Here is a 20,884-nt window from a genome sequence, read left to right on the forward strand (position 1 = left end):
AAGGGCAAAGTGCTCTTCTTTTTTATTAGAAAAAATAGCCAAAAGGAGAATAAAATGAAAATCATTATTGCTCCAGATTCATTTAAAGGTAGTTTATCAGCTTATGAAGTCGCTCAAGCGATGGAAAGAGGGGTTTTAAAAGCAATCCCTCATGCAAAGGCTATTCTCGTTCCTCTGGCTGATGGTGGAGAAGGAACGGTTGACAGCCTTGTAAAGTCAACAAAAGGTCATATAGTAGAAGTAGAAGCAATGGATCCACTCTATCGCAGAAAACAATCTTTTTACGGGGTGTTAGGGGATCAGAAAACATGTGTAATTGAAATGGCAGCAACCTCTGGTTTGTACTTAATAACAGAGGAGGAGCGCAATCCGCTGAAAACGACGACATTCGGAACGGGTGAGCTAATTAAGCATGCTTTGGATCAAGGATATCGAAAGTTTATAATAGGCATGGGCGGAAGTGCAACAAATGATGGTGGCTCAGGCATGCTTCAAGCGCTAGGAATGAGGCTTATTGATCAAGAAGGCTACGAGGTAGGGCTTGGTGGTGAAGGGCTTGAAAAGATCTCGAGAATAGATGATTCAAGTTTTGATACAAGAATACAAGAGAGTGAATTCCTTATTGCCTCTGATGTGCAAAATCCATTTGTTGGCATCACTGGCGCCTCTTACATCTTCGGTCCACAAAAGGGTGCTACACCAGAGATCGTTGAGAGATTGGACCGATGTTTATCACATTGGGCGGATCAGATACAACAATTTAATGGCAAGAGCATTCATGAGCTACCTGGGGCTGGAGCAGCAGGGGGATTATGTGGAGCATTCCAAGCATTTTTTCCTTCGAAAACACAAAAAGGGATTGAAATCGTCCTAGAATATTCAAATATAAAAGCTCATCTGCATGACGCTAGCTGTGTTCTAACTGGAGAAGGTAAGATCGATGAACAGACGGCATATGGAAAAACACCAATGGGCATTGCAGAACTAGCAAAGCGACACGAACTGCCTGTTTTTGCAATAGCTGGTTCAGTAGGAGAAGGTATCGATCGTCTTTATCAATACGGAATTACAAGCATCCATAGTATCATCCAAGGGCCAATGACACTGCAAAATGCAATGAATGAAGGGTCGGCAATGATCGAACAATGCGCAGAGCAAGTCATGCGTACTTATAACGCTGTAAAACGGCTACATGATGCGTAATTGGACAAACTCCTCATTTTTAAAATAAATCCTATCTTGTTGATGAATTATAGTCACTCCCTCCCAGCAATGTACATAAGATATGATGACTAAATATATACCCACCCCGCGATTCATAGCTGGCGAAAGGCAAGGAGGGTTACAATACTTGAAGGAGAATGAATATACTCACAAGCCGTTACTCACTAAACGCGAAAGAGAAGTATTCGAACTGTTAGTCCAGGACAAAACCACACGTGAAATCGCTGGTGAATTGTTTATAAGCGAAAAGACGGTTCGGAATCATATTTCGAATGCCATGCAAAAGCTTGGTGTAAAGGGGCGATCACAAGCTGTTGTAGAGCTCCTTCGAATGGGAGAGCTAGAACTTTAATCTAGGCCGGCAGTCAATATTGGCTGCCGGTTAACAGATTTTATGGGGATTTCTAGAAGATTCGACAATTTCAACTTGAATTTTATTGTGAAAAAGGTGAAAATGAATCAAAAGGGAGTTTAGTAACCCGAAAAATTGGATTTATTTACATAGGAGTGTATGGAATGGAACTTGAGGAGTTAAAGAAATCAGAAGGATATGAATTAGTTGCTGATATCGAGAAGGATTTGCGATACATTTCAGGTATTATCAAACAAAAAGGACGAGAAATACTAAGCAATTATACAATTACTCCCCCTCAGTTCGTTGCCTTACAGTGGTTATTGGAAGATGGCGACATGACAATTGGTGAATTATCGAATAAAATGTATCTAGCATTTAGTACAACAACAGATCTTGTTGATCGTATGGAGAAAAGCCTTCTTGTTAAAAGAGTGAAAGACCCTAATGATCGACGTGTTGTCCGTATTCATCTTCTTGAAGAAGGTGAAAGAATCATTGAGGAAGTTATTTTGAAGCGTCAAGCCTATTTAACCGAATTATTAAAGCATTATAATGTAGAAGAAGTGACCCATTTACGAGAGACATTAAAACGATTGCATCATGATATGCGTACAGAATGAGGCGGTATGTTTGAATAACCCAATTGGAATTATTGATTCGGGAGTTGGAGGGTTGACGGTTGCAAAAGAGGTAATGCGTCAGCTCCCAAATGAAAATATTATTTATTTAGGAGATACGGCAAGATGTCCGTATGGTCCAAGAACAGGCGAAGAAGTAAAAGCGTTTACATGGGAGCTTTCTCGCTTTTTAATGACAAAACAAATCAAAATGCTGATTATCGCATGCAATACAGCAACTGCGGTAGCACTAGATGAAATAAATGCTGAACTACCAATCCCTGTATTAGGTGTAATCGAACCAGGTGCAAGAACAGCAATCAAAGTAACGAATAATCATGTGATCGGCATATTAGGAACGGAAGGTACAATCAATAGCGAAGCTTACGTACATGCCCTACAAGATATTCATCAAGATGTTGTAGCACACGGACTAGCTTGTCCTAAATTTGTTCCCCTTGTTGAGAGTGGAGAATACGATGGAGAAATTCCGATGAGGGTTGTTTATGAAACATTACGTCCCATGCATCAAACAGGAATTGATACATTAATTTTGGGTTGCACCCACTATCCGCTATTGCAACCTCTAATTCAGCGAGTGATGGGAAAAGAAGTGAAGGTAATTAGCTCTGGGGACGAAACGGCGAGAGAAGCGAGCACAATCTTGTCTCATAAGCGACAATTAAATCGGAGCAAAAAACAGCCGACGTATGAATTTTATACAACCGGCTCCCCTTCAATCTTTTCAAAAATTGCTTCAAATTGGTTAAATAAAGGCGAAATTAGAGTAGATAAAATTAAATTGTAAATTCTAGGCGCAGGCAATATTTGTCTGCGTTTCTTTGTTGTCTTTTAAGGGATGTCCAAATTTGTCTAAAATCTCTTTTTACTTTTCTATCATTAGACGGTCTAATTTTGAAACAAGCTCGTATACATGTAGTACAAACTGTCTTAGGAGGGAAAAGCGATGATGATGAATAAAAAAACAGCACTGATCACGGCGATGGTTGCACTCGCAACTGTTTTAAGTGGCTGTGGCTTATTTGGTGGGGATAAGAAGGAAGCAGTCGATCCACCAAAAACAGTCCAATATACAGATGATGAAGAGGTAGGAACAGAAGATACAGAAACTGAAGAAGGTGTTGAAGAAAAGGTAGCTAGAGAAATCTATTTAATTGATCATAATGGCTATGTTGTTTCACAAACACTAGAATTGCCAAGAACGACGTCAGTTGCTACACAAGTATTAGAGCATTTAGTTGTAAATGGACCAGTGACGGAGATGCTGCCTAATAATTTTCGTGCAGTCATTCCTGCAGGAACGGAATTATCTGTTTCGGTGGATGAAAATGGTGTTGCTACAGTTGATTTCTCTGAGGAGTTTGCCGAGTATAAAGCTGAAGATGAAGCGAAAATCCTTCAATCGATTACATGGACGTTAACTCAGTTTGATACAATCGATAAGGTTAAACTGAAAATGAATGGTTACGATCTAAAGGAAATGCCGGTTAATGGGACACCAGTTCGTGCTGAATTGAGTCGTGCCAATGGAATTAATATAGATACAACTGATGTAGCTGATATTACGAATACTAAACCAGTGGTTGTTTATTACTTAAGTGAAGTAGGGGATTCTTACTATTATGTACCTGTTACAAAACGAGTAAGCAACAAGATTCAGGATAATATAGTAGCGGCGATTCAGGAGCTTGTAAAAGGACCATCACATCAATCAAAACTATTAAATGATTTTGATGGTGACGTTGCATTGTTAGATGCGCCGCAAATTGATGAACAAGGAAAAGTGACATTAAACTTTAATGAATATATTTATGGCAGCTTTGAAGAGAATATGATTTCAGAGCATGTAATCAACTCGATCGCACTTTCTCTAACTGAACTAGAAGGAATTCAGAGTATTGCAATAACGGTTGATGGCCAAACTGATTTTGTAACAGAAGATGGAGAAAAAGTATCGGAATCTGTGACAAGACCAGAAAAAGTGAATACAGGTAGTTTCTAAAGAACAGTTTTTGATATACTATATAATAACAAAAGAGAGGTAGGCTTATGGCTACCTCTTTTTCATGCGCCATCTTCATCACAACTTTTACTAAAAAAGAAGAAATAAATGCGCGTATGTGATAGAAGGAGGAGTAAAGATTGCGTCACGACGGAAGAGATTCGTTGCAATTAAGACCAATACATATCGAAACAAATTACTTAAAACACCCAGAAGGTTCTGTCCTAATTACGGTTGGAGATACGAAAGTCATCTGCACAGCGAGCATTGATGATCGAGTTCCTCCGTTTATGCGAGGACAAGGAAAAGGCTGGATTACAGCAGAGTATGCGATGCTCCCACGGGCAACAGAAGATCGTAATATTCGCGAGTCTTCTAAAGGAAAGGTTCAAGGAAGAACAATGGAGATTCAGCGATTAATCGGACGTGCTCTTCGTGCAATTATTGATTTAGATGCATTAGGTGAAAGAACAATCTGGATTGATTGCGATGTTATTCAAGCGGATGGTGGAACAAGAACAGCATCGATTACAGGTGCATTTGTTGCACTTTCATTAGCTGTAAGTAAACTTGTTGAGGAAAAGAGGCTATCGACTTTTCCTATTAAAGATTTCTTAGCAGCAACGAGCGTTGGTATTTTAGAAGATGGTGAAGCAGTTGTTGACTTGAACTATATAGAGGATTCGTCAGCGAATGTTGATATGAACATCGTTATGACAGGCAATGGTGAATTTGTAGAACTTCAAGGCACTGGGGAAGAAGCGACATTCTCTATTAATCAACTTCAGCAAATGCTTTCAGCTGGGGAAAAAGGAATCAATGAATTGTTTAATATTCAAAAACAAGCTTTAGGTGAAGCAATTGTCGAAAAAATTAAGGGTGGCCAAGCGAAATGAGCAGACAAGTGATTATTGCGACAAAAAATGCAGGTAAGGCAAAAGAGTTTGTGAATATGTTCTCACCTTTAGGTTATTCAGTTAAAACATTATTAGATTTTCCAGAAATAGCAGATGTCGAAGAAACAGGTTCAACATTTGAAGAGAATGCAGTCATCAAAGCTGAAGCGATATCAAAGGAACTGAATACGATTGCAATAGCGGATGATTCGGGCTTAATGATCGATGCGTTAAATGGACAGCCGGGTATTTATTCTGCACGCTATGCAGGTGAAGAGAAAAGTGATCAAGCGAATATTCAGAAGGTATTAGCGGAGCTTAAAGAGGTCGATGAAAACGACCGAACTGCCCGCTTCTATTGTGCGTTGGCAGTTGCGATACCAGGAAAAGAAACAATGACTGTTTCTGGAACATGTGAAGGCCGTATTTTACGTGAAGAACGTGGTACGAACGGCTTTGGGTATGACCCGATCTTCTTTAGCAATGAGAAACAAAAAGCAATGGCAGAGCTCTTGCCAGAAGAAAAAAATAAGATTAGCCACAGAGCACATGCTCTAGCAAAATTAAAAAATGAGTTGCATCATCTGATTGGAGATGAAAATGCATGAAAATGGTCGTTGTCAGCGATAGCCATGGTTCAACGGAAGTCTTAGAACAACTCTATCAAAGACATAAAGACGAAGCCAGTGAGTTTATTCATTGTGGAGATTCAGAGTTAATGAGAGATGATTCAGTGTTATCTCCATTTAAAGTGGTGCGAGGCAATTGTGATCGTGAAGTGGATTTTCCAAATGAGCTTCTTAGTGAGGTTCATGGCACGCCTTTTTATGTAACGCATGGACATTTATACTCAGTCAAATCAACTTTGTTAAACCTTCAGTATCGAGCGAAGGAAGTAGGAGCAAAGCTTGTTTTCTTCGGACATTCTCACATGCTCGGTATGGAGAAGATCGATGAAGTTGTCTTCATGAATCCTGGCAGCATTCTTTTGCCAAGAGGAAGACGAGAGCAAACATATTTGCTGTTGGAATTCACTGAGAATGAAGTGACTGCAAAAGTATTTACCGTCGATGGTGAGGAACTTCAAAACCTTGAGCAAAACTTTATGATATAATCCTTTTATAAATATAGAGGAAAGTGAACACTTTCCTCTAAAAAGTTTTATAAAACCTGTTGACTTTATAAAGCTTGTCTAATATAATAAATCTTGTCCTGTTACAAGGCATACATATTACTAATCAAACATCATGTCCCAGTAGCTCAGCAGGATAGAGCAACGGCCTTCTAAGCCGTCGGTCGGGAGTTCGAATCTCTCCTGGGACGCCATTATTTACTACATACACTACCCATTACGGCGAAAGTCGACGTTATATAAGCCTTCTAGTTCGTTAGTTGAAACGGTCAATGATTCGGTCAACTAATACGCTAGGAGGCTTATTTTTTATGACGAAAAGGAAAGCGTCGCTCATGGTTAAGCACGATTTGACCGGAATATTTGACGCACCAACCCCAATTAAACCTCACGTAACAAATGGATTCCCGATTGAAAATGCGCTAAAGGTAGTAGTCCGCCAAATGGAGGCTACCGGTATGCGCGAAAGAACGATACTTGATTACGAAACTCACGTAAATCATTTCGCAACTGTAACTGGCGCACAAACAATGGACGAGCTATCGGCCGATTATATTTATCGTTGGCTATCGTCTATGGTCGTCAGCAACCAAACGAAACTTACGAGACTAAAGTGTTTAAAAGCGTTTTTATCAAAGTGTTTTACTAACGGTTGGTTGTCCGTCAATTTTTGGTCATCAATCAAAATTAAAGTAGATATGCCCGTCAAAGAAGGCGCAACGGAGAAGGAAATTAAAATTGTGCTGGCCATGCTCGATTTAACTAAATTTGTAGAGCTACGGGATGCTGCCGCAATATTAATGATGTATCAAACGGGCGTAAGAATTGGGACGATCGTTGAATTGCGCGAATCTCACGTTAATTTAGATGAAAAACTCTTGATGCTCGACGGAGGAATCATTAAAAACCACGAGTCTCTCTATTTGCCGTTTGACAATACGCTTGGAAGAGTTTTAAGCGCCTTAATAGAACAGAACGCGCTCGTAAGGAAAGAACAACGTGTTAATAATGACTACCTATTTATTACTAAGAATGGCGGAAAAGTGACGTCAGGACTAACGAATAATAACATAACAAAAAGATTGGCAAGGTATGCGAAAGATTATGGATTAAAAAATATTAACCCTCACGCACTCCGTCGGGGTTTTGCGAAGAATTTACTAAACAAAGGGGCAAATATAGCGCTTATATCTAAGGCACTTGGACATAGTGATTTAGCGGTTACAACACGCTATTTACACTTAGACAAAGAAGAAGTAGCCGAAGGTCTTAAAAAGTTTCTATAAACAAAAAAAATAGCGCGGGTTGCTACCAACAACCCAACGCCCCGAAATCACTATACATAGAGTATACCGAAAAAAATAGCGTCATGCAACGCTTATTTGAGTATGCCTTAAAAATGGAAGGGGTCTGCGCGGAACAGGAGTCGTGATGAAGCAAATCGACATAATCGCGTCGGAATCAACGTTTGAATCCCTCGCAACCTTCGAATCAGTCGAAGCCTTAAACGATGCCGTCCGCAATCACAAGGACGCGCACAAGCTAAACAAGACGGAGCTAGCCGTCCTAGATATATTGCATCGATATAGCGCCAAGTACAAAGGCGTTAGTTTCTTGCGCAAGAATAAGATCGGCCAGCTGGTCGACAAGTCTAGGCGGACTATTATACGTGTCTGCCAGCGTTTGGAGGCGTTAGGCATCATCCGTCAATACGCCATGAAACGGGAGAGCGACATGCAGCAAACGTCGAATGCTATCGCTATTTGCGCGCTAAATGTCACACAAGACGTCGCCGAAAATGTCACGCCAATAAAACCACTTCCTACTAAAACAAATACATTTACTAAAGTACGTACGCTAGCGCAGCCGATAAAGCCGGCATGGATTCCGCAGGCTTTTTTCGATATGGTAGTTTCGCATATTCATAGCGTTCGAGAAATCGAGGATTATTGGCGGAGCGTACACGCTATTACATACGAGTATAACCTTGCGCAAGATGAACGATCATCGATCGGCATAGAAGCGTTCTTAGCCATGAAATCAAAGCGTAAGAGCCTTCGTAATCCTATCGGATACTTTGCAGGAGCAGTCAAGCGAAAGGCTAAAAAGCACTATTTAGACGGCTTATTTGAGCGCTACCTTACATCGTAACTTTCGGTCGTTCAATCGTTGAACTAGCGACCTAACATCTAAACCAAATGGTTTAAAAGTTGACGGCGCGCACCGTAGAATTGCCGACGTCCGCAATTTTGGTCTTACGGAAAACGACGACGTCGTCGCATTTACAAGTCCGTGCCACGTGTCACGCTTTTCAGCTCGGACATATGGGCGGGGGACATAGTTAGGTGGCGTAATGCTTTAAAATCAGCGAGGGGTCGCCCGTGGACGGACGGCTCCAAAACTCAGGGGGTTTTAGCCGAATTTATTATCGTTTTAATAACGTTTGTTTTATGCATAATCTGCGCGATCATTTGCTCTGAAAACGTTGATATGACAAGGATGTATAAAAACGTGCATAAAAGATAAATTTACATATTGCGCAAAGTATTGATATGACTACGTTTGAAAAAACGTTCGGTTCCGGTAGGGTTTATTATGTAAACTAACTTTGTATTTTGTATGCAACATTACGTATGAAAAAGGGACGAAAATTAGCATATTGCTATTGGAAAATAGTCGATTTTTCAGACCCCCAAGCCGCCCCATTTAATGCCGCCTGACTGCTTAAAAATACCACCGCGCAATTTTTCAAACTCGGGGCGTCGCTGCTTCGTCTATCTTCGCGAGTACCTTCGACAACTCCTTATTAATCTGACGACCACTAAACCGCATAACTTGCCATCCATTCTTGCGCAAATATTTATTCTTCTGTCGATCGTGCGCTTTTTGTTCGGGCGATGAATGATAGGCTTTACCGTCGCACTCGATCGCTAAATTAAGCGAAGGTATAGCCAGATCAATCCTATACTTTCCGCAGCGGACTTGTGGACTAACTACGTATCCATTTGATACTAGCGCATTATAGAGCCGACGTTCAATATAGCTTTCGCATGCAGGTTCAGCACTAATTTTAGTTTTGGGCGGTTTGTAGAAGGTAAATGCAACAATAGCTGCTACGATAAGGCCGATAAATACAACGTAATCAAGCATGACGATCACTCCTTATAAGCAAGTATCGCCACGAGTGAAAACGTTTATAAGCTGGACGGTAGAAGAGGTTTTATTTTCCCTTTGTCGAATGTATTAGGCGAGGTGATCCGATATGCCATTAAAAAACCGATTAAAAGAGCTGCGACATGACCACCACATGAATCAAACGGAATTTGCGCACTACCTTAACATAAGTCATGGCCAGTATAACCGATATGAGCGCAATCATACGCAGCCATCCCTTGAAATTGCTATCCGGATAAGTGACAAACTTGGCCGTCCAGTTAACGATATATTTATCATTGAGGACAAGCCGTCTACTACTTAGGTATAAATTATGTAGGGACACGCAATATTACCGCATTAATTACATAAGATTCTACATAGCATAATTACCGCAGTTTATAACATCTAATCGTTGACATCATGCGAATTAATCAACTTGTGTAAAAGGAGACGATGTAAAATGTTATTTAGTGGAGGCGTTTTGTTGGCGGCCGGCGCGACGGTTGCCGTGGCGGCATTGGATCGGACGTTGGAGTCGTACGGCTACGGATGGGTTGGCAGCACCTTGCGCATATTGTTGCCTATAGCCGGCTTAATTGCGGGCGTATATTTTATCGAGACTAATCCGATATTGGGCTGGCTACGATGAGTTGGCGCGCTAAGTTGTCCGTCCGTCACAAGTTAGTTAAAGCATTTAAAGCAGGCGGTTTTTATCTTGGCGATGATAGCCGGCCTATCCTTCCTAAAATCCACAGCGTAAATATTACGACTGATTCTACTACTACATCATTTACTATTCCAAACGGACTTGATCCGAAGAAGCTCACGAAACATTCCTATGTCTTTCATCAATATTTTGGCGCAAACATTAGCCTTGACGGTGAATATAAACGTTTTACTTTAACGATTAATCATCGCAAGATGCCGTCAAAACTTGTGTATGAGTTGCCTGTCTTTTCACAATACGATGTCCCGATACTATGCGGTCAGGACGAAGCTGGAAACATGGTCGTATATGACGCTGTAAACGAGCCGAATTGTCTTATAGCAGGCGAGCCGGGCGCCGGTAAGTCTACACAATTGCGCTCTATTCTCACGACTCTTATTCGGACGAAATCAGCAGAAGAATTGCATATCTATCTCGGTGATTTAAAAATGAGCGAGTTTTTTCTATTTCGCAATGTTCAGCACGTAAAGTCGGTCTGCGTCTATCCCGATCATCTATCGCGCATGTTGGACTTTCTTCATGGGGAAATGCAGCGAAGGGGCGAATTGCTTAATAAACACGGCGTGACTCATATCAATAAGTTATCCAAACGACCGCCTTATATCATGCTAGCTATTGATGAAATAGTAATGATAATGGACGATAAGCAGATGCGCAAGCAACTCGTTCAATTAGTCGCGCTTGGTCGTGCGCTTGGCATATACGTTATATTGTCGCTCCAACGACCATCGCATGACATCCTCGATACGAAGATTCGAGGCTTGTTAACCGTGCGCATGGGTTTTAGGACAACAGACTTATCAAACGCACGGATTATAGGGACGCCCGGTAGCGAGAAAATAAGCAAAATGACACCGGGAAGGTTTATATGTAAGCGCGATGATTTAGTGGAATTGCAGGCGCCATACTTAGCGGAAGAGGATGCGGCTTTAATGCTCGAAAGATATAAAATAGGTGGTTGGCATAATCAGTTTGCGGACGCTAATATAGTCGAGCAGCTAGAAGAAAGCGAGGTATTCAACGATGTTAACTAAGCGCGATAAATTAATCATAGCGGACTTGGCTAGGTTCCGTGTAATGGATCGCGACAGTATCGCAGAACTTCATTTCAACGGACTTAAAAAGCCGATCACGGCAGCAAATGCAGTATTGTTACGATTACATCGCGACGGTCATATTCAGCGCTCGACGTCGTTTAGTCCTTACGTTTACTATGGCGCAGAACTACGAATCAAAAAAGATAGCGCTAAGATAAATCATTGGCTTGCGATGCTCGACGTCTATAAGCAGATGCGAAAATTTGGCCCGATTGAATCGTTTGTCGTAGAGCCGAAGCTAGGCGCAAAGGGAACGGCAGAGCCGGACATAAAGGTGAATTTCCGCAAGACACCGTTTTACATTGAAGTGCAGCGAACGCAATATAGCGCGAAAGTGATGGATGCAAAACTCCAACGATATGAAGAACTTTATCGATTAAATCCGTTTCCTCACCTTTTAATTATTTCGGATGTTCAGTATAACGTACCGATGGAACTACCTTTTCGCGTGTTTCAAGCGCCGAGCTTTGACGAGTTCATGGCGATGTTTAAGCCAAGCAACCCTGCGCAGAAAGTAGCGTCCGGAGGGATCAGATACGTAGTAAAATAAAAAAGGCCGCCGATCTTATTCGGAGGTCTTTTCTAATTCTACTAGATCTTCTATTCTTTCAATATTTAGTACGGATGCAATCTCTTCGATAAGTTCTTTATTTAGAGATTTGCGCTGGTTGTTGTAGAGTTCACTAATAGCCGCGGTTCTAACTCTTCTTTCATTTCCAACTTTATCACGTTCTTGATTTATCAAAGTGGCTAAGTCTAGTTGACTCATTCCTCGATCTTTTAATACTTTGTCCAATCTTATTATAAGTTTGACTTTTCCCATCTTTTAAATCTCCCCTACCTTTTATATTTTTAATTATATATCAAATGAAAAAATTTCGCAATTTAGTAATTTTATTTGTTGACATTACGAAATAACGTAATTATAATAAGGTTATAAATTACTAAATAACGTAATTAAGGAGGTCTTGAAATGGGAGTATTATTTGCAATCGGTTGGTTCACGGTAGCCTACGTTACTGCAATCATCGCGCTAAGATGGGTAGGTGTGCGCCATGATTAAGCTCAAAGTCGGAGATTCCTGTCCGTTGAGCCAATTCGAAATAAACCGCATCAAGCGCGAACTAGAGCGCCAAGTTAAGTCGATCAACCAATCGACCGGCGTCCTAGCCGAAATGAACAAGCGCGAGCTATACGGAATGCGTTTAATCTGCGCACATATAGGCATAATGATCGAAGTTGTTGAAGGAGGCGATGGTCATGCGTAAGGTAATCCGGTTCTACTCTTCGCTCGACGCCGATTTCGAACCGACGGTCGACGAGGCGATATTGCTTGCGCCGGATATTGTCGTTGAGGATTACGGATTGGAGGGCGTAGCGTTTCGCGTAAGTCCCAAGCCGATCGGGGATAGCGTCGACTTGGACGCGTGTCGGCTGTTGGTTGTCAGCGTTGATTATAGGGATGTCACTTTAGAGGAATTGGAAAGTATGTCGTTAATCGATTTTATTAAAAAATACGCAAAGGGAGCGATTTAAGATGAAAAAAGTAACGGTTAAGTATTTATTTGAGGGCATTATTAGCGAGCATGACACTGAAACGGGTATTTTACTTGGCGACAAAGCTTTAGTAACTGGCGGCGGCGAGATAGGGCTTTATCGTGTAAAAGCAACGAGTGAAAAGGACGTCTACTTAGTCGATTTAGATGAAGCGCCGGAGGATTATGCCCTCGATGAACTAATCGACTTGCTAGCGGGGTAGGTCGCGAAAATAGGTGATCGTTACGTTGACCGGTTTAGGCTACCGGAACAGCTAACGACTTAAATGATAGCGTCGACTTTTTGCGGAGCACATACAGCGGCAACTGTGTGTTTGTTGCGCAGAGAGCCGACGCTATTGGCCGTTAAAGGGGGGTAACTACTATTGACATCCTTGCAAAAAGAAGAGCTGACCCAAACATTATGTGTATCAGGTAAACTGTCAGTTAAACTGACGGTATTAGAACAGGATACGTTTATTTGTGACCTTAGTTGCATCGCCCGTTTTGGGCGGTCCAATTTCCAAGAAAAACCCCAAAATGTGAGCGGTTTTATTTTCGAAAACGTCATACGAATAGAGAAAGTTAAACGAATATTGACCATTATTCAAATGTCAAACGTTATTAATTTATAAGGGGGAAAAACGTAATTCGTGCAAATAATTATTATATCAGATGTATCACCTTATGAGTGGATAGTACACTAAGTATTTATTTTAATAGATTGTGTACTTTTCCTATTTTTTGAATTTTGTATTGTACAATTTTTTTAACGGACAGAACAAGTAAGTGTCACATGACACAATTGGGAGGTATTCAAATGGAAGCTATCAAAATCAAACTAACAAAAATAAAAACAAACCCGAAACAACCGCGAAAATATTTTGACGAGGAAAGGTTGAAAGAATTAGCTGATTCAATTGCAAATGACGGTCTAAAAACTCCTATTCTTGTTAGGCCAATAGGTGAAAGTTATGAAATAGTCCAAGGTGAGCGCCGTTATCGTGCGAGCAAACTTGCCGCATTAGAAACTATTGCGGCATTTGTGGAAGAACTTTCGGAGGAAGAGTCTTTTCATTTAGCGGTGATCGAAAACATTCAGCGAGAACAGTTATCTCCAATTGAGGAAGCGCAGGCATTTATGAGGTATGTCGAAATGGGTTACACTCATGATCGAATTGCGAAAAAGGTAAGTAAGGGAAGAACTTACGTCACAAGTAGACTAAGGCTTTTGAAATTGTCACCTTTTATACAGGAATGGATTTCAAAAGGGTCACTAACAGATGGACATGCGAAACAAATTTTAAAACTAGAAAGCATTATGAATAGATTACTTATAAATGCGGTATTCACAGAAGATACACCTTTTGATTATGTTCAAAGGCTTTTTCACAACGATTTTTGGTATGACGTTGATACTGGTAAAAAGGTTACGGTTAAAGATGTTCAGCAGTGGGCGGATTGGTTTTATTATCGAATCGTGCGAGCGATAGTAGCCCACTTAAGAGGCGAAAGTGACGAAATAACTGGTTATTCAATGGGATACGAACTCACTGCTGAATTTTTTTGTAGAATGTACAATCTAAATCTATCACTATTAATGCCAAGCGACTTTGACTTTGCTAATGATTTCGAAAGAAACTACTTTGAAAAAGACTATAATGAAAAGTTTCGCCCGTGGATGGTTGACCGATATTGGGATGAATCTCGCAATCTTACAGAATGGTTAGAGCCTAGGCAGTTAAAATTATCAGATTTAAATAAACAACCAGCAAAATCACTTGAGGAAATTACTGCTGAGATAAAGCATTTCAAAGATGTTGCCGATTTGGCGTGTGAAAAAGTTGCAACATTAACAGGGAAAACACCAAAAGAAGTTGAGGATGAGTTTTTTTCTAACTTGGTGTCACGTGACACCATTTAAATGGCGACAAAAAGGTATTGGTGAGAGGTTATCCCCATGGCCTTTCGATTTTTTTTGGTCGTGGGGTAAACACAATTTAACTTAGGAGGGATATATCTAATGAACGCAAAGTTAATCCGCTTTATTCGCCAGTCAAACGATTTAACTCAACAGCAGATGGCGGACATCTTAGGCGTAAGTAAAACGTTAATATGCCTAATTGAGCACGAAAAGAAAAATATCAGCGCAAGGGTCAGTAAGAGACTAATCGATCACTTTGGCGCTGAATATATCAGCAAATGTCGAGAGTTTTTTAAAAGTGTATAGGAGGGAGTAAAAACATGGGGGATACGTTTAATATTACGGAGGATTTTACAAAAAGTCCGAATAGCCTGCGCAGATTATACATGTACTGTCCTAAGTTTACGGGCAACACGATTGTAGTCTATGAGTCTATTATGGCTTACTACAATGACGATTATGGATACGCATTTCCGACGTATTGGCAACTTGCGCAAGATACAGGACTAAGTGAGTCGAGTGTGAAAACGCAAATTGCTACTCTAAAAGAGGTGGGACTCGTTGAGGTTAAAAAGACATATGTCGGGGCCGCGAGAAATAACGTGTATATTCCGTTTGCGCCAATTAAGGACAAGGATGTATTTTTTCGCAAGTTTCCGGAGGCTGAAAAAAAGTTTGATGAACATGAGAAGAAGCTCTTAGAATCTAAAGCAGCAAGCTTACAAAGATGGGCTAAATAAGGCAGAAATCATCGTACAGTTAAATTTTATACGTATATACAGTTAAATTTTATACGTATATACAGTTAAATTTTAGCTGTTATATAGATTTACTTACTTAGATTTACTTATTAATAATTACGTTGCACCTATAACTCGCTATCGCTCGTTATAGATGCTACCAATTATAAGTAATATATTTCTGCGCAAATAAGAACTTTTATAAAAGATAAGAGAGACAAGCATACGTATAAAATTTAACTGTATAGAACATGGGGGAGATTGGATGAAAGGAAGTATTGAGCCTGGGTTAGGAGCTATTGAATTTGCGCGTCAGTTTACTAAAGGAATGACAATGAATGAAGCAAGACCGATTATTGCAAAGCTTAATAGTGGAAAATTACATGATCAAAAAGATAAGAGAGTTAAACGTTGTCTAGTTTGTAATTACTACTGGCGCGATGACAGTCTGCGAAACACGAAAAAAACTTGTTCAGACGAATGTCATACCTCGAAAAAAACGATACAAAAGCAGATACAGAGAGAACAACAAGCGCTAGTTAATCCAAAACCTAGAAAACGAAAGCTAGTTGATGATTATTATTGGTGGCATGAGTATCCTTTTTGGATCAATGAATACAGCATGATGAAAATCTCATGGAAGTACGAAGTACCAAGAGGGGTAGACTTAATGAATTTTGTTTCATTCCAAAAAGATTCTTTAGGAGATGGGAATCGTGTTAAGCCTAAACATAAGCATATGGATGATCCCAGTCTTAATTATTTTGAAAAAGAAAAAAAGAAGAGAAAAATTTAAACGGCGACAAAAAGGTATTAGTGAGAAGGTATCAGACAAGCCCTTATTTTTAGGGGTGAAAGTAATAAAAAGGAGGGAAATGATAAATGACTGCCGAGAAGTTTAGAGCGCTGCGATACTATATGGATATGAGTCAGACGGAGTTTGCAAAGTTGTTAGGGGTATCGACCACTACAATAGGTCGGATTGAGACAAAAAGTTTAGATATCACGCCGCGAATTAAAGCTAAGCTTGCGCGAGTTCCGATTGATGCTGGCTTTACAGATTTTTATGATAAGATGCGCCGAATTAATTAAAGACTTCATAGTCTTTTTTATTTTTGCTCGGAAAGGAGAATGACTTACGGGAAATGAAATTTGGAAAATAGAGACGGGCTGGCTCGCAGGCTACACGGAAAACCGCGATTTAATCCGCCGGATCAAGCGTTATAAAAAGGATTGGACGATTATGGCGGATTATTATAAACATGGTCGGCTGATAGGCGTGCAATTTAAGATTCCGGTCGAACAAAGACGTTCCGCCGAGCGAATGTTCAGAGTGACAGAAAATAAGCAAAATGAAGCCGTTTGAGGCGTTTTAGGAGCGAACCCTAAGCGTAATACTCAAACGGTTTTTTAACGCCTAAAAACCGTTGATTTTATTAAAAATCTGTTGGTTACACACATTTTTGGAGGAATAAGCAGAGCAAGGGTAAGTGATGGAAAATAGCTTCTGATAAACCGCGTCATATCAACGTTTATAGAGCGTCAAAATGAGGGTCGGGTACTATCTATCCAAACTGTCGATTTTAATGTTTTATTTTCCATCACGGGAGGGATAACGATGGCTTTTAAATACGAGTTAATCAAAGGCGACGCCACAATGCGCAAGCCACAAACGGCGCGCGTAACATTTGACGACGGCAAAACGATTGATTATCTGTTCGGGCATTATATATCGCGTCAAACAATCGACGCAATTTTGCCCCGGTTAGTCATGGATAACCGAAAATCACGACGTAAGGCGGTGTAAAAATGGAGTGCATTTATCAAGTTCATAAGTATTATGGCAACTACGGAGGGAAAAACATGGGATATTACGAGAGACAAGCGATTTGTGGCCGGACGAGCGAGTTCTTTGCGGGGAATGTTGCTTATATCAACTACGACGTACAGCCGATTGATTGCGGCTATTGGACATCGTGGGAGATTAGTACAAGCGCCGGCGAAATGATCGCATTTGAGCGCAAATCGACCAAGCACGGCAATATTTACAACGCGATTGCAGATACGATCGATCGTGCAATTAGCCATGCGCGGAAATATAACGGCCTCGTCGTTTGTAAAATCGGCAACAAAGATGCGAACGAGGTCAAGGCGCAGATGCAAAAGAAAGGGGAGGCGATAGAATGCGCGGAGAGAAACGAAAGCGACGAACCGCGATTAGACGGGGTTTTAAGCTAGTCGACTTATTATCGCAGAAAACTATTAATCAATTGAAAGGGGTCAGGACAACGTGACGTTCTTCTTGAAATTTTATAAGAAAAGGAAGTTTATATTATGATTACGAGCCGTCAATTAGTCAATCCGGAGGTGGTTGATCCGGTGCGGACAATGGTCGCTAATCCTGCCGTCCAAGCTATTCCGGTTATACCTGTCCGCAAAGCTATTGTAAAAAAGGAAACTAAGACGCCATTCGGCTCAGTCTATTCCAATGTGATATTTAGCGCGATTGACGCTCTAACTGACGAAGAAATTGCGAGACATGAGATAAATGTGAGAGTAATCGAAACTAATAGATCAAGAGTATGGGCGGCCGAGCATGAGTTTAAAGGGAAATTGAAGCAACAGGGTTATGAGATATGTTAGCGATAGTCAACATTGAGCGATTGCAGGACATGGACTTACTTGTTATTAATGCCTATGATGGCGCTTTTCTTAAAGATCAGCTAATTACGCCTTTTGAAGGGATCGACGATGCTATCGAGCTATTGGTGGAAATGAAAGTAACGCATGTAATGACAAGCAATCGTGATATTTACGGTCGGTTGCTCGGCGTGGTCGGTATTGGCGCAGAGTTTAAGCATCAAAGTGATACTTCTTGTACAGCAGGAGCGATTAAGCATAATGCGGATATATTACTAGATTTATATGATATTAGCGATCCGGACGCGGTTGAACTAGCAAGGTGGCGCCAATGGATTTGCGATATATTAACAAAATTAATTGATAAAATCGGAGGAATTAATTATGACAACAGTAAAAAATGAGCTATTAGAGCAATGGGAATCTGATAATACTGAGTTAGCTAAAAAGAGAACAGAATACCAAAAAGCTGTCCAAGAAGCGGAATCAGCGCTTGCTGAACTTAAAACCGAGTATCAACTACTAATTGAGGGCAGCGTAAAAACCGGAAAAAATGTCGATGCAGATGCGTCTACGTTACTAGGTAAAATTGATGCGGCACGTAAGGTTGTAGATATCCGCAAAGCTGAGTATACGGCATATTTACAGTTGCAACAAAGTAGCGCAATTACAAAGGATCAATTGTTAGAGCATTTTAATAAGGTAGTAGCGCCTGAGTTCAGAGAAAAACGTTTTGACGGTGTAAAAGAACGGATGGCAATTGCAAAAGTTGAGTATGCAAAGGCATGTTTAGATTACCACGCCGCGGTAAAGGAATTTGAGGTTTTGCGTGACGATATTTTTAGAGTGCTTGGGAATGACTACAAGTACAAAAGAGAGACTGTCGCTTTTCAGTGGAAAAGTGAGGAAGAGTATTACTACATGTCCGACCGCGACATGGAACTTCTTAAACGAGGCGAATTGCCTGGCACATTTAGGCATATGAAGGAGGCGAGCTTTAATGACTAAGTTTACGTCAATCTCAAAGTTAACCGAAATGGAGCGCATGGCAAACGGACATATTGATAAAATGGCGCGACTAGCAACTGCAAAGCATAATTATCAATCACTTGTACAGGACGCATTTAGCGATAGCCGACCGTTTAACGAACATCCTTCCGAAGAATACGTCGCGCAGCTAAAAAAAGAAGCCGAAGCCACTGACGCAGACGAACACGCAAAGACGCGTTATGCGATGATGCAAGATCGACGGGACTATGACGAGTATCGATTAAAAAATGAACATCTGGACGATAGACAGATTGAGCGCAGACTTAAAGATTTAGCTGCGGAGGCTGAAAAAGTATCGGCAAGCGACTTAATGCTCGCCAAAAAATATACGCGCAAGTTTCCTTCACCGGAAAATCTTGCTCGCTATGCAAAACTAGAACGACTCACAAGAGAAGGCGCCAATTAAGGCGTCTTTTTTACGTTTAAGGAGGAATCGAAATGGAAAATTGGGAGAAGTACCCGAAGGTTATGGACAAAATCGTGACCACTATTGAGAAACTCGTTGACCATCCGAACCATGTGCCAACGAGAATTATCGAGGAATTTAAGCAGCACCGCGCTCTATTGGACGAGCAAGACGACACATTTGCGCAGATCAAAGCGAGGCAGGAGCATAAAAAAATGATTGATAACTATCTGCGCTATTGCCATGCGGTAAATCACGGTAACAAGTCCCTTGCGCGAAATTACTTGCGAAATGCAGACAGGTGCTTACAAAAGAGCGACCGTATCTTGCGCGGGATGTGGGATAACTAATGGCCGTTAATTTAAAAGCCGTCTTATCCCTCGAAGATCGTTTCAGTAATCGCTTGCGCAGAGTAACGCAAGGTACGGATCGTATGCAACGAATGACTAGCAGATTAGCAACGTCAGTAGGTTCGGTCGGGCGTGGATTCAGTCAGATGCAACAAACGGCAGGGCGCGCAATGAGCCGTATCAATCAGCAAGTATCCGGCATGAGCGGCTCGATTAAAAGCGGACTCGAAGCGCCACTATTATCCGTCAAGTCTATCCTTGGAGGTCTTGCGGCAGGCGCGGGACTAGCGGGCGGTGCTAGTCTTTTTAACGCCGGTATGAACCGTCTATCGTCGCTCGAAAACTCGAACGTATCAATGTCCGTTATGATGGGCGGTGATACCGAAAAGGCGGAAAAGTTTATGGATAACGTACTTGCGTTTGCGCGGACGACGCCATTTGCTTTCCCCGACCTTGCGGAAACTGCGCGGAATCTTTATGCGTTCGGTATGGCGGAGGAAAAGGTCGTTCCGACGATGAAAGCGATTGGTGACGCGGCTGCGGCGACCGGTAAAGGTGCGCAAGGGTTAAATCAAGTAAGTGACGCATTCGGTGCAATGCAGATTGCCGGACGAGTCAGTTTAGAAGAAATTAATCGTCTACAAAGTGGCGGAGTGCCCGCTTTACTAATTTTAGCCAATCAATACGGTAAAACTACCGACCAAATGAGGAAGGCTATATCATCGGGTGCAATTGATAGCGCTACAGCCATTGATAAGCTAGTCGAAGGGATGCAGAAAGGTACAACAGGCTTAGCCGGAACTACGAAATCGATGGACGGTATTATGGAGAAAATGAAGGAGACTTGGACTGGTCATATCGACAGCCTACGCTCTAACATATCTAACACGATGGCAAAATTAATCGAGCCTCATAAGCCAGCGCTACAGGCCGGCATGAAATGGTTTGGCGACCAATTTAGCAAGCTACCGGCGCTAGTTGAGCAAATCCGCCCAATCGCGGAAGCCTTCGC

The 20,884-nt window shown here is 41.3% G+C and carries 31 protein-coding genes and 1 tRNA gene; 30 read left to right on the top strand and 2 right to left on the bottom strand.

Annotated features, from left to right (window positions below; all coding sequences use genetic code 11):
• Positions 1 to 54 precede the first annotated feature (54 nt).
• The 11 genes from AC6F34_RS14855 to AC6F34_RS14905 all read left to right on the top strand — a co-directional run bounded on the left by AC6F34_RS14855 (position 55) and on the right by AC6F34_RS14905 (position 8,398).
• Positions 55 to 1,203 (top strand): glycerate kinase, encoded by a 1,149-nt coding sequence (locus tag AC6F34_RS14855; RefSeq protein WP_500773487.1) that lies wholly within the window; start codon positions 55 to 57, stop codon positions 1,201 to 1,203.
• Between the two features lie 148 nt (positions 1,204 to 1,351).
• Positions 1,352 to 1,576, top strand: coding sequence for a helix-turn-helix domain-containing protein (locus tag AC6F34_RS14860; RefSeq protein ID WP_009333184.1), 225 nt, complete (start codon positions 1,352 to 1,354; stop codon positions 1,574 to 1,576).
• Positions 1,577 to 1,740: 164 nt separating this feature from the next.
• Entirely contained in the window at positions 1,741 to 2,199 is a 459-nt protein-coding gene (locus AC6F34_RS14865) for a MarR family winged helix-turn-helix transcriptional regulator (RefSeq protein WP_500773491.1), read from the top strand.
• A gap of 10 nt (positions 2,200 to 2,209) precedes the next feature.
• Positions 2,210 to 3,004 (top strand): glutamate racemase, encoded by a 795-nt coding sequence (gene racE, locus AC6F34_RS14870; RefSeq protein WP_500773493.1) that lies wholly within the window; start codon positions 2,210 to 2,212, stop codon positions 3,002 to 3,004.
• Between the two features lie 159 nt (positions 3,005 to 3,163).
• Positions 3,164 to 4,219, top strand: coding sequence for a GerMN domain-containing protein (locus AC6F34_RS14875; protein WP_500773495.1), 1,056 nt, complete (start codon positions 3,164 to 3,166; stop codon positions 4,217 to 4,219).
• Between the two features lie 140 nt (positions 4,220 to 4,359).
• A complete protein-coding gene (rph, locus tag AC6F34_RS14880) occupies positions 4,360 to 5,115 on the top strand; it encodes a ribonuclease PH (protein WP_500773497.1) in 756 nt (251 codons plus the stop codon).
• Positions 5,112 to 5,723 carry an XTP/dITP diphosphatase gene (locus AC6F34_RS14885; protein WP_500773499.1) on the top strand — a complete coding sequence of 204 codons (612 nt, stop codon included), beginning with the start codon at positions 5,112 to 5,114 and terminating at the stop codon, positions 5,721 to 5,723. The genes rph and AC6F34_RS14885 overlap by 4 nt, the downstream gene beginning before the upstream one ends.
• Positions 5,720 to 6,229, top strand: coding sequence for a metallophosphoesterase family protein (locus tag AC6F34_RS14890; protein ID WP_500773501.1), 510 nt, complete (start codon positions 5,720 to 5,722; stop codon positions 6,227 to 6,229). Before AC6F34_RS14885 ends, AC6F34_RS14890 begins: the two co-directional genes overlap by 4 nt.
• Positions 6,230 to 6,364: 135 nt before the next feature.
• A tRNA-Arg gene (locus AC6F34_RS14895) sits at positions 6,365 to 6,441 on the top strand.
• A 117-nt stretch (positions 6,442 to 6,558) separates the two neighbouring features.
• Positions 6,559 to 7,533 carry a tyrosine-type recombinase/integrase gene (locus AC6F34_RS14900; protein ID WP_500773503.1) on the top strand — a complete coding sequence of 325 codons (975 nt, stop codon included), beginning with the start codon at positions 6,559 to 6,561 and terminating at the stop codon, positions 7,531 to 7,533.
• A gap of 448 nt (positions 7,534 to 7,981) precedes the next feature.
• Positions 7,982 to 8,398: a hypothetical protein gene (locus tag AC6F34_RS14905; RefSeq protein ID WP_500773505.1), complete on the top strand. Its 417-nt coding sequence runs from the start codon at positions 7,982 to 7,984 to the stop codon at positions 8,396 to 8,398.
• A gap of 597 nt (positions 8,399 to 8,995) precedes the next feature.
• Here the strand turns inward: AC6F34_RS14905 and AC6F34_RS14910 are convergent.
• Positions 8,996 to 9,397 (bottom strand): endonuclease domain-containing protein, encoded by a 402-nt coding sequence (locus tag AC6F34_RS14910; RefSeq protein ID WP_500773507.1) that lies wholly within the window; start codon positions 9,395 to 9,397, stop codon positions 8,996 to 8,998.
• A 112-nt stretch (positions 9,398 to 9,509) separates the two neighbouring features.
• Here AC6F34_RS14910 and AC6F34_RS14915 point away from each other — a divergent pair, with 112 nt between their 5' ends.
• The 3 genes from AC6F34_RS14915 (at position 9,510) to AC6F34_RS14925 (ending at position 11,777) form a co-directional block, all read left to right on the top strand.
• Entirely contained in the window at positions 9,510 to 9,725 is a 216-nt protein-coding gene (locus AC6F34_RS14915; RefSeq protein WP_500773509.1) for a helix-turn-helix transcriptional regulator, read from the top strand.
• Between the two features lie 323 nt (positions 9,726 to 10,048).
• Complete coding sequence (locus tag AC6F34_RS14920; protein ID WP_500773511.1) at positions 10,049 to 11,164, top strand: FtsK/SpoIIIE domain-containing protein; 1,116 nt, start codon at positions 10,049 to 10,051, stop codon at positions 11,162 to 11,164.
• Positions 11,154 to 11,777: a replication-relaxation family protein gene (locus tag AC6F34_RS14925; protein WP_500773513.1), complete on the top strand. Its 624-nt coding sequence runs from the start codon at positions 11,154 to 11,156 to the stop codon at positions 11,775 to 11,777. The genes AC6F34_RS14920 and AC6F34_RS14925 overlap by 11 nt, the downstream gene beginning before the upstream one ends.
• Positions 11,778 to 11,792: 15 nt before the next feature.
• Here the strand turns inward: AC6F34_RS14925 and AC6F34_RS14930 are convergent, their stop codons facing one another.
• On the bottom strand, positions 11,793 to 12,050 hold the full coding sequence (locus tag AC6F34_RS14930) for a helix-turn-helix domain-containing protein (protein WP_500773515.1): 258 nt from the start codon (positions 12,048 to 12,050) through the stop codon (positions 11,793 to 11,795).
• 232 nt (positions 12,051 to 12,282) lie between these two features.
• On the opposite strand from AC6F34_RS14930, the gene AC6F34_RS14935 reads away from it, so the two are divergent.
• The 16 genes from AC6F34_RS14935 to AC6F34_RS15010 form a co-directional block, all read left to right on the top strand.
• Positions 12,283 to 12,495, top strand: a complete 213-nt coding sequence (locus AC6F34_RS14935; protein WP_500773517.1) for a hypothetical protein — start codon at positions 12,283 to 12,285, stop codon at positions 12,493 to 12,495.
• Positions 12,488 to 12,763, top strand: coding sequence for a hypothetical protein (locus AC6F34_RS14940; protein WP_500773519.1), 276 nt, complete (start codon positions 12,488 to 12,490; stop codon positions 12,761 to 12,763). The genes AC6F34_RS14935 and AC6F34_RS14940 overlap by 8 nt, the downstream gene beginning before the upstream one ends.
• A 1-nt stretch (position 12,764) precedes the next feature.
• Positions 12,765 to 12,986, top strand: coding sequence for a hypothetical protein (locus tag AC6F34_RS14945; RefSeq protein ID WP_500773521.1), 222 nt, complete (start codon positions 12,765 to 12,767; stop codon positions 12,984 to 12,986).
• Between the two features lie 596 nt (positions 12,987 to 13,582).
• Positions 13,583 to 14,686, top strand: a complete 1,104-nt coding sequence (locus tag AC6F34_RS14950; protein ID WP_500773523.1) for a ParB/RepB/Spo0J family partition protein — start codon at positions 13,583 to 13,585, stop codon at positions 14,684 to 14,686.
• Between the two features lie 99 nt (positions 14,687 to 14,785).
• Complete coding sequence (locus AC6F34_RS14955) at positions 14,786 to 14,992, top strand: helix-turn-helix domain-containing protein (RefSeq protein ID WP_500773525.1); 207 nt, start codon at positions 14,786 to 14,788, stop codon at positions 14,990 to 14,992.
• A 14-nt stretch (positions 14,993 to 15,006) separates the two neighbouring features.
• Positions 15,007 to 15,426, top strand: a complete 420-nt coding sequence (locus AC6F34_RS14960) for a helix-turn-helix domain-containing protein (RefSeq protein WP_500773527.1) — start codon at positions 15,007 to 15,009, stop codon at positions 15,424 to 15,426.
• A gap of 265 nt (positions 15,427 to 15,691) precedes the next feature.
• Positions 15,692 to 16,222, top strand: coding sequence for a hypothetical protein (locus AC6F34_RS14965; RefSeq protein ID WP_500773529.1), 531 nt, complete (start codon positions 15,692 to 15,694; stop codon positions 16,220 to 16,222).
• Positions 16,223 to 16,308: 86 nt separating this feature from the next.
• Positions 16,309 to 16,518 (top strand): helix-turn-helix transcriptional regulator, encoded by a 210-nt coding sequence (locus tag AC6F34_RS14970; protein WP_500773531.1) that lies wholly within the window; start codon positions 16,309 to 16,311, stop codon positions 16,516 to 16,518.
• A 526-nt stretch (positions 16,519 to 17,044) separates the two neighbouring features.
• Complete coding sequence (locus AC6F34_RS14975; RefSeq protein ID WP_500773534.1) at positions 17,045 to 17,233, top strand: hypothetical protein; 189 nt, start codon at positions 17,045 to 17,047, stop codon at positions 17,231 to 17,233.
• A 56-nt stretch (positions 17,234 to 17,289) separates the two neighbouring features.
• A complete protein-coding gene (locus tag AC6F34_RS14980) occupies positions 17,290 to 17,664 on the top strand; it encodes a hypothetical protein (protein ID WP_500773536.1) in 375 nt (124 codons plus the stop codon).
• A 96-nt stretch (positions 17,665 to 17,760) separates the two neighbouring features.
• Entirely contained in the window at positions 17,761 to 18,069 is a 309-nt protein-coding gene (locus AC6F34_RS14985) for a hypothetical protein (protein ID WP_500773538.1), read from the top strand.
• A complete protein-coding gene (locus tag AC6F34_RS14990; protein ID WP_500773540.1) occupies positions 18,063 to 18,470 on the top strand; it encodes a hypothetical protein in 408 nt (135 codons plus the stop codon). The genes AC6F34_RS14985 and AC6F34_RS14990 overlap by 7 nt, the downstream gene beginning before the upstream one ends.
• Entirely contained in the window at positions 18,451 to 19,074 is a 624-nt protein-coding gene (locus AC6F34_RS14995) for a hypothetical protein (RefSeq protein ID WP_500773542.1), read from the top strand. Before AC6F34_RS14990 ends, AC6F34_RS14995 begins: the two co-directional genes overlap by 20 nt.
• The gene (locus tag AC6F34_RS15000; RefSeq protein ID WP_500773544.1) at positions 19,067 to 19,522 is read left to right on the top strand and encodes a hypothetical protein; all 456 of its coding nucleotides are present in this window, start codon (positions 19,067 to 19,069) and stop codon (positions 19,520 to 19,522) included. Before AC6F34_RS14995 ends, AC6F34_RS15000 begins: the two co-directional genes overlap by 8 nt.
• A 32-nt stretch (positions 19,523 to 19,554) precedes the next feature.
• Entirely contained in the window at positions 19,555 to 19,872 is a 318-nt protein-coding gene (locus tag AC6F34_RS15005; RefSeq protein WP_500773546.1) for a hypothetical protein, read from the top strand.
• 146 nt (positions 19,873 to 20,018) lie between these two features.
• Positions 20,019 to 20,884, top strand: an 866-nt coding sequence (locus AC6F34_RS15010) for a tape measure protein (RefSeq protein ID WP_500773548.1), incomplete at its 3' end; no start/stop codon positions are given.

This window comes from Niallia sp. CD-39, assembly GCF_059874745.1.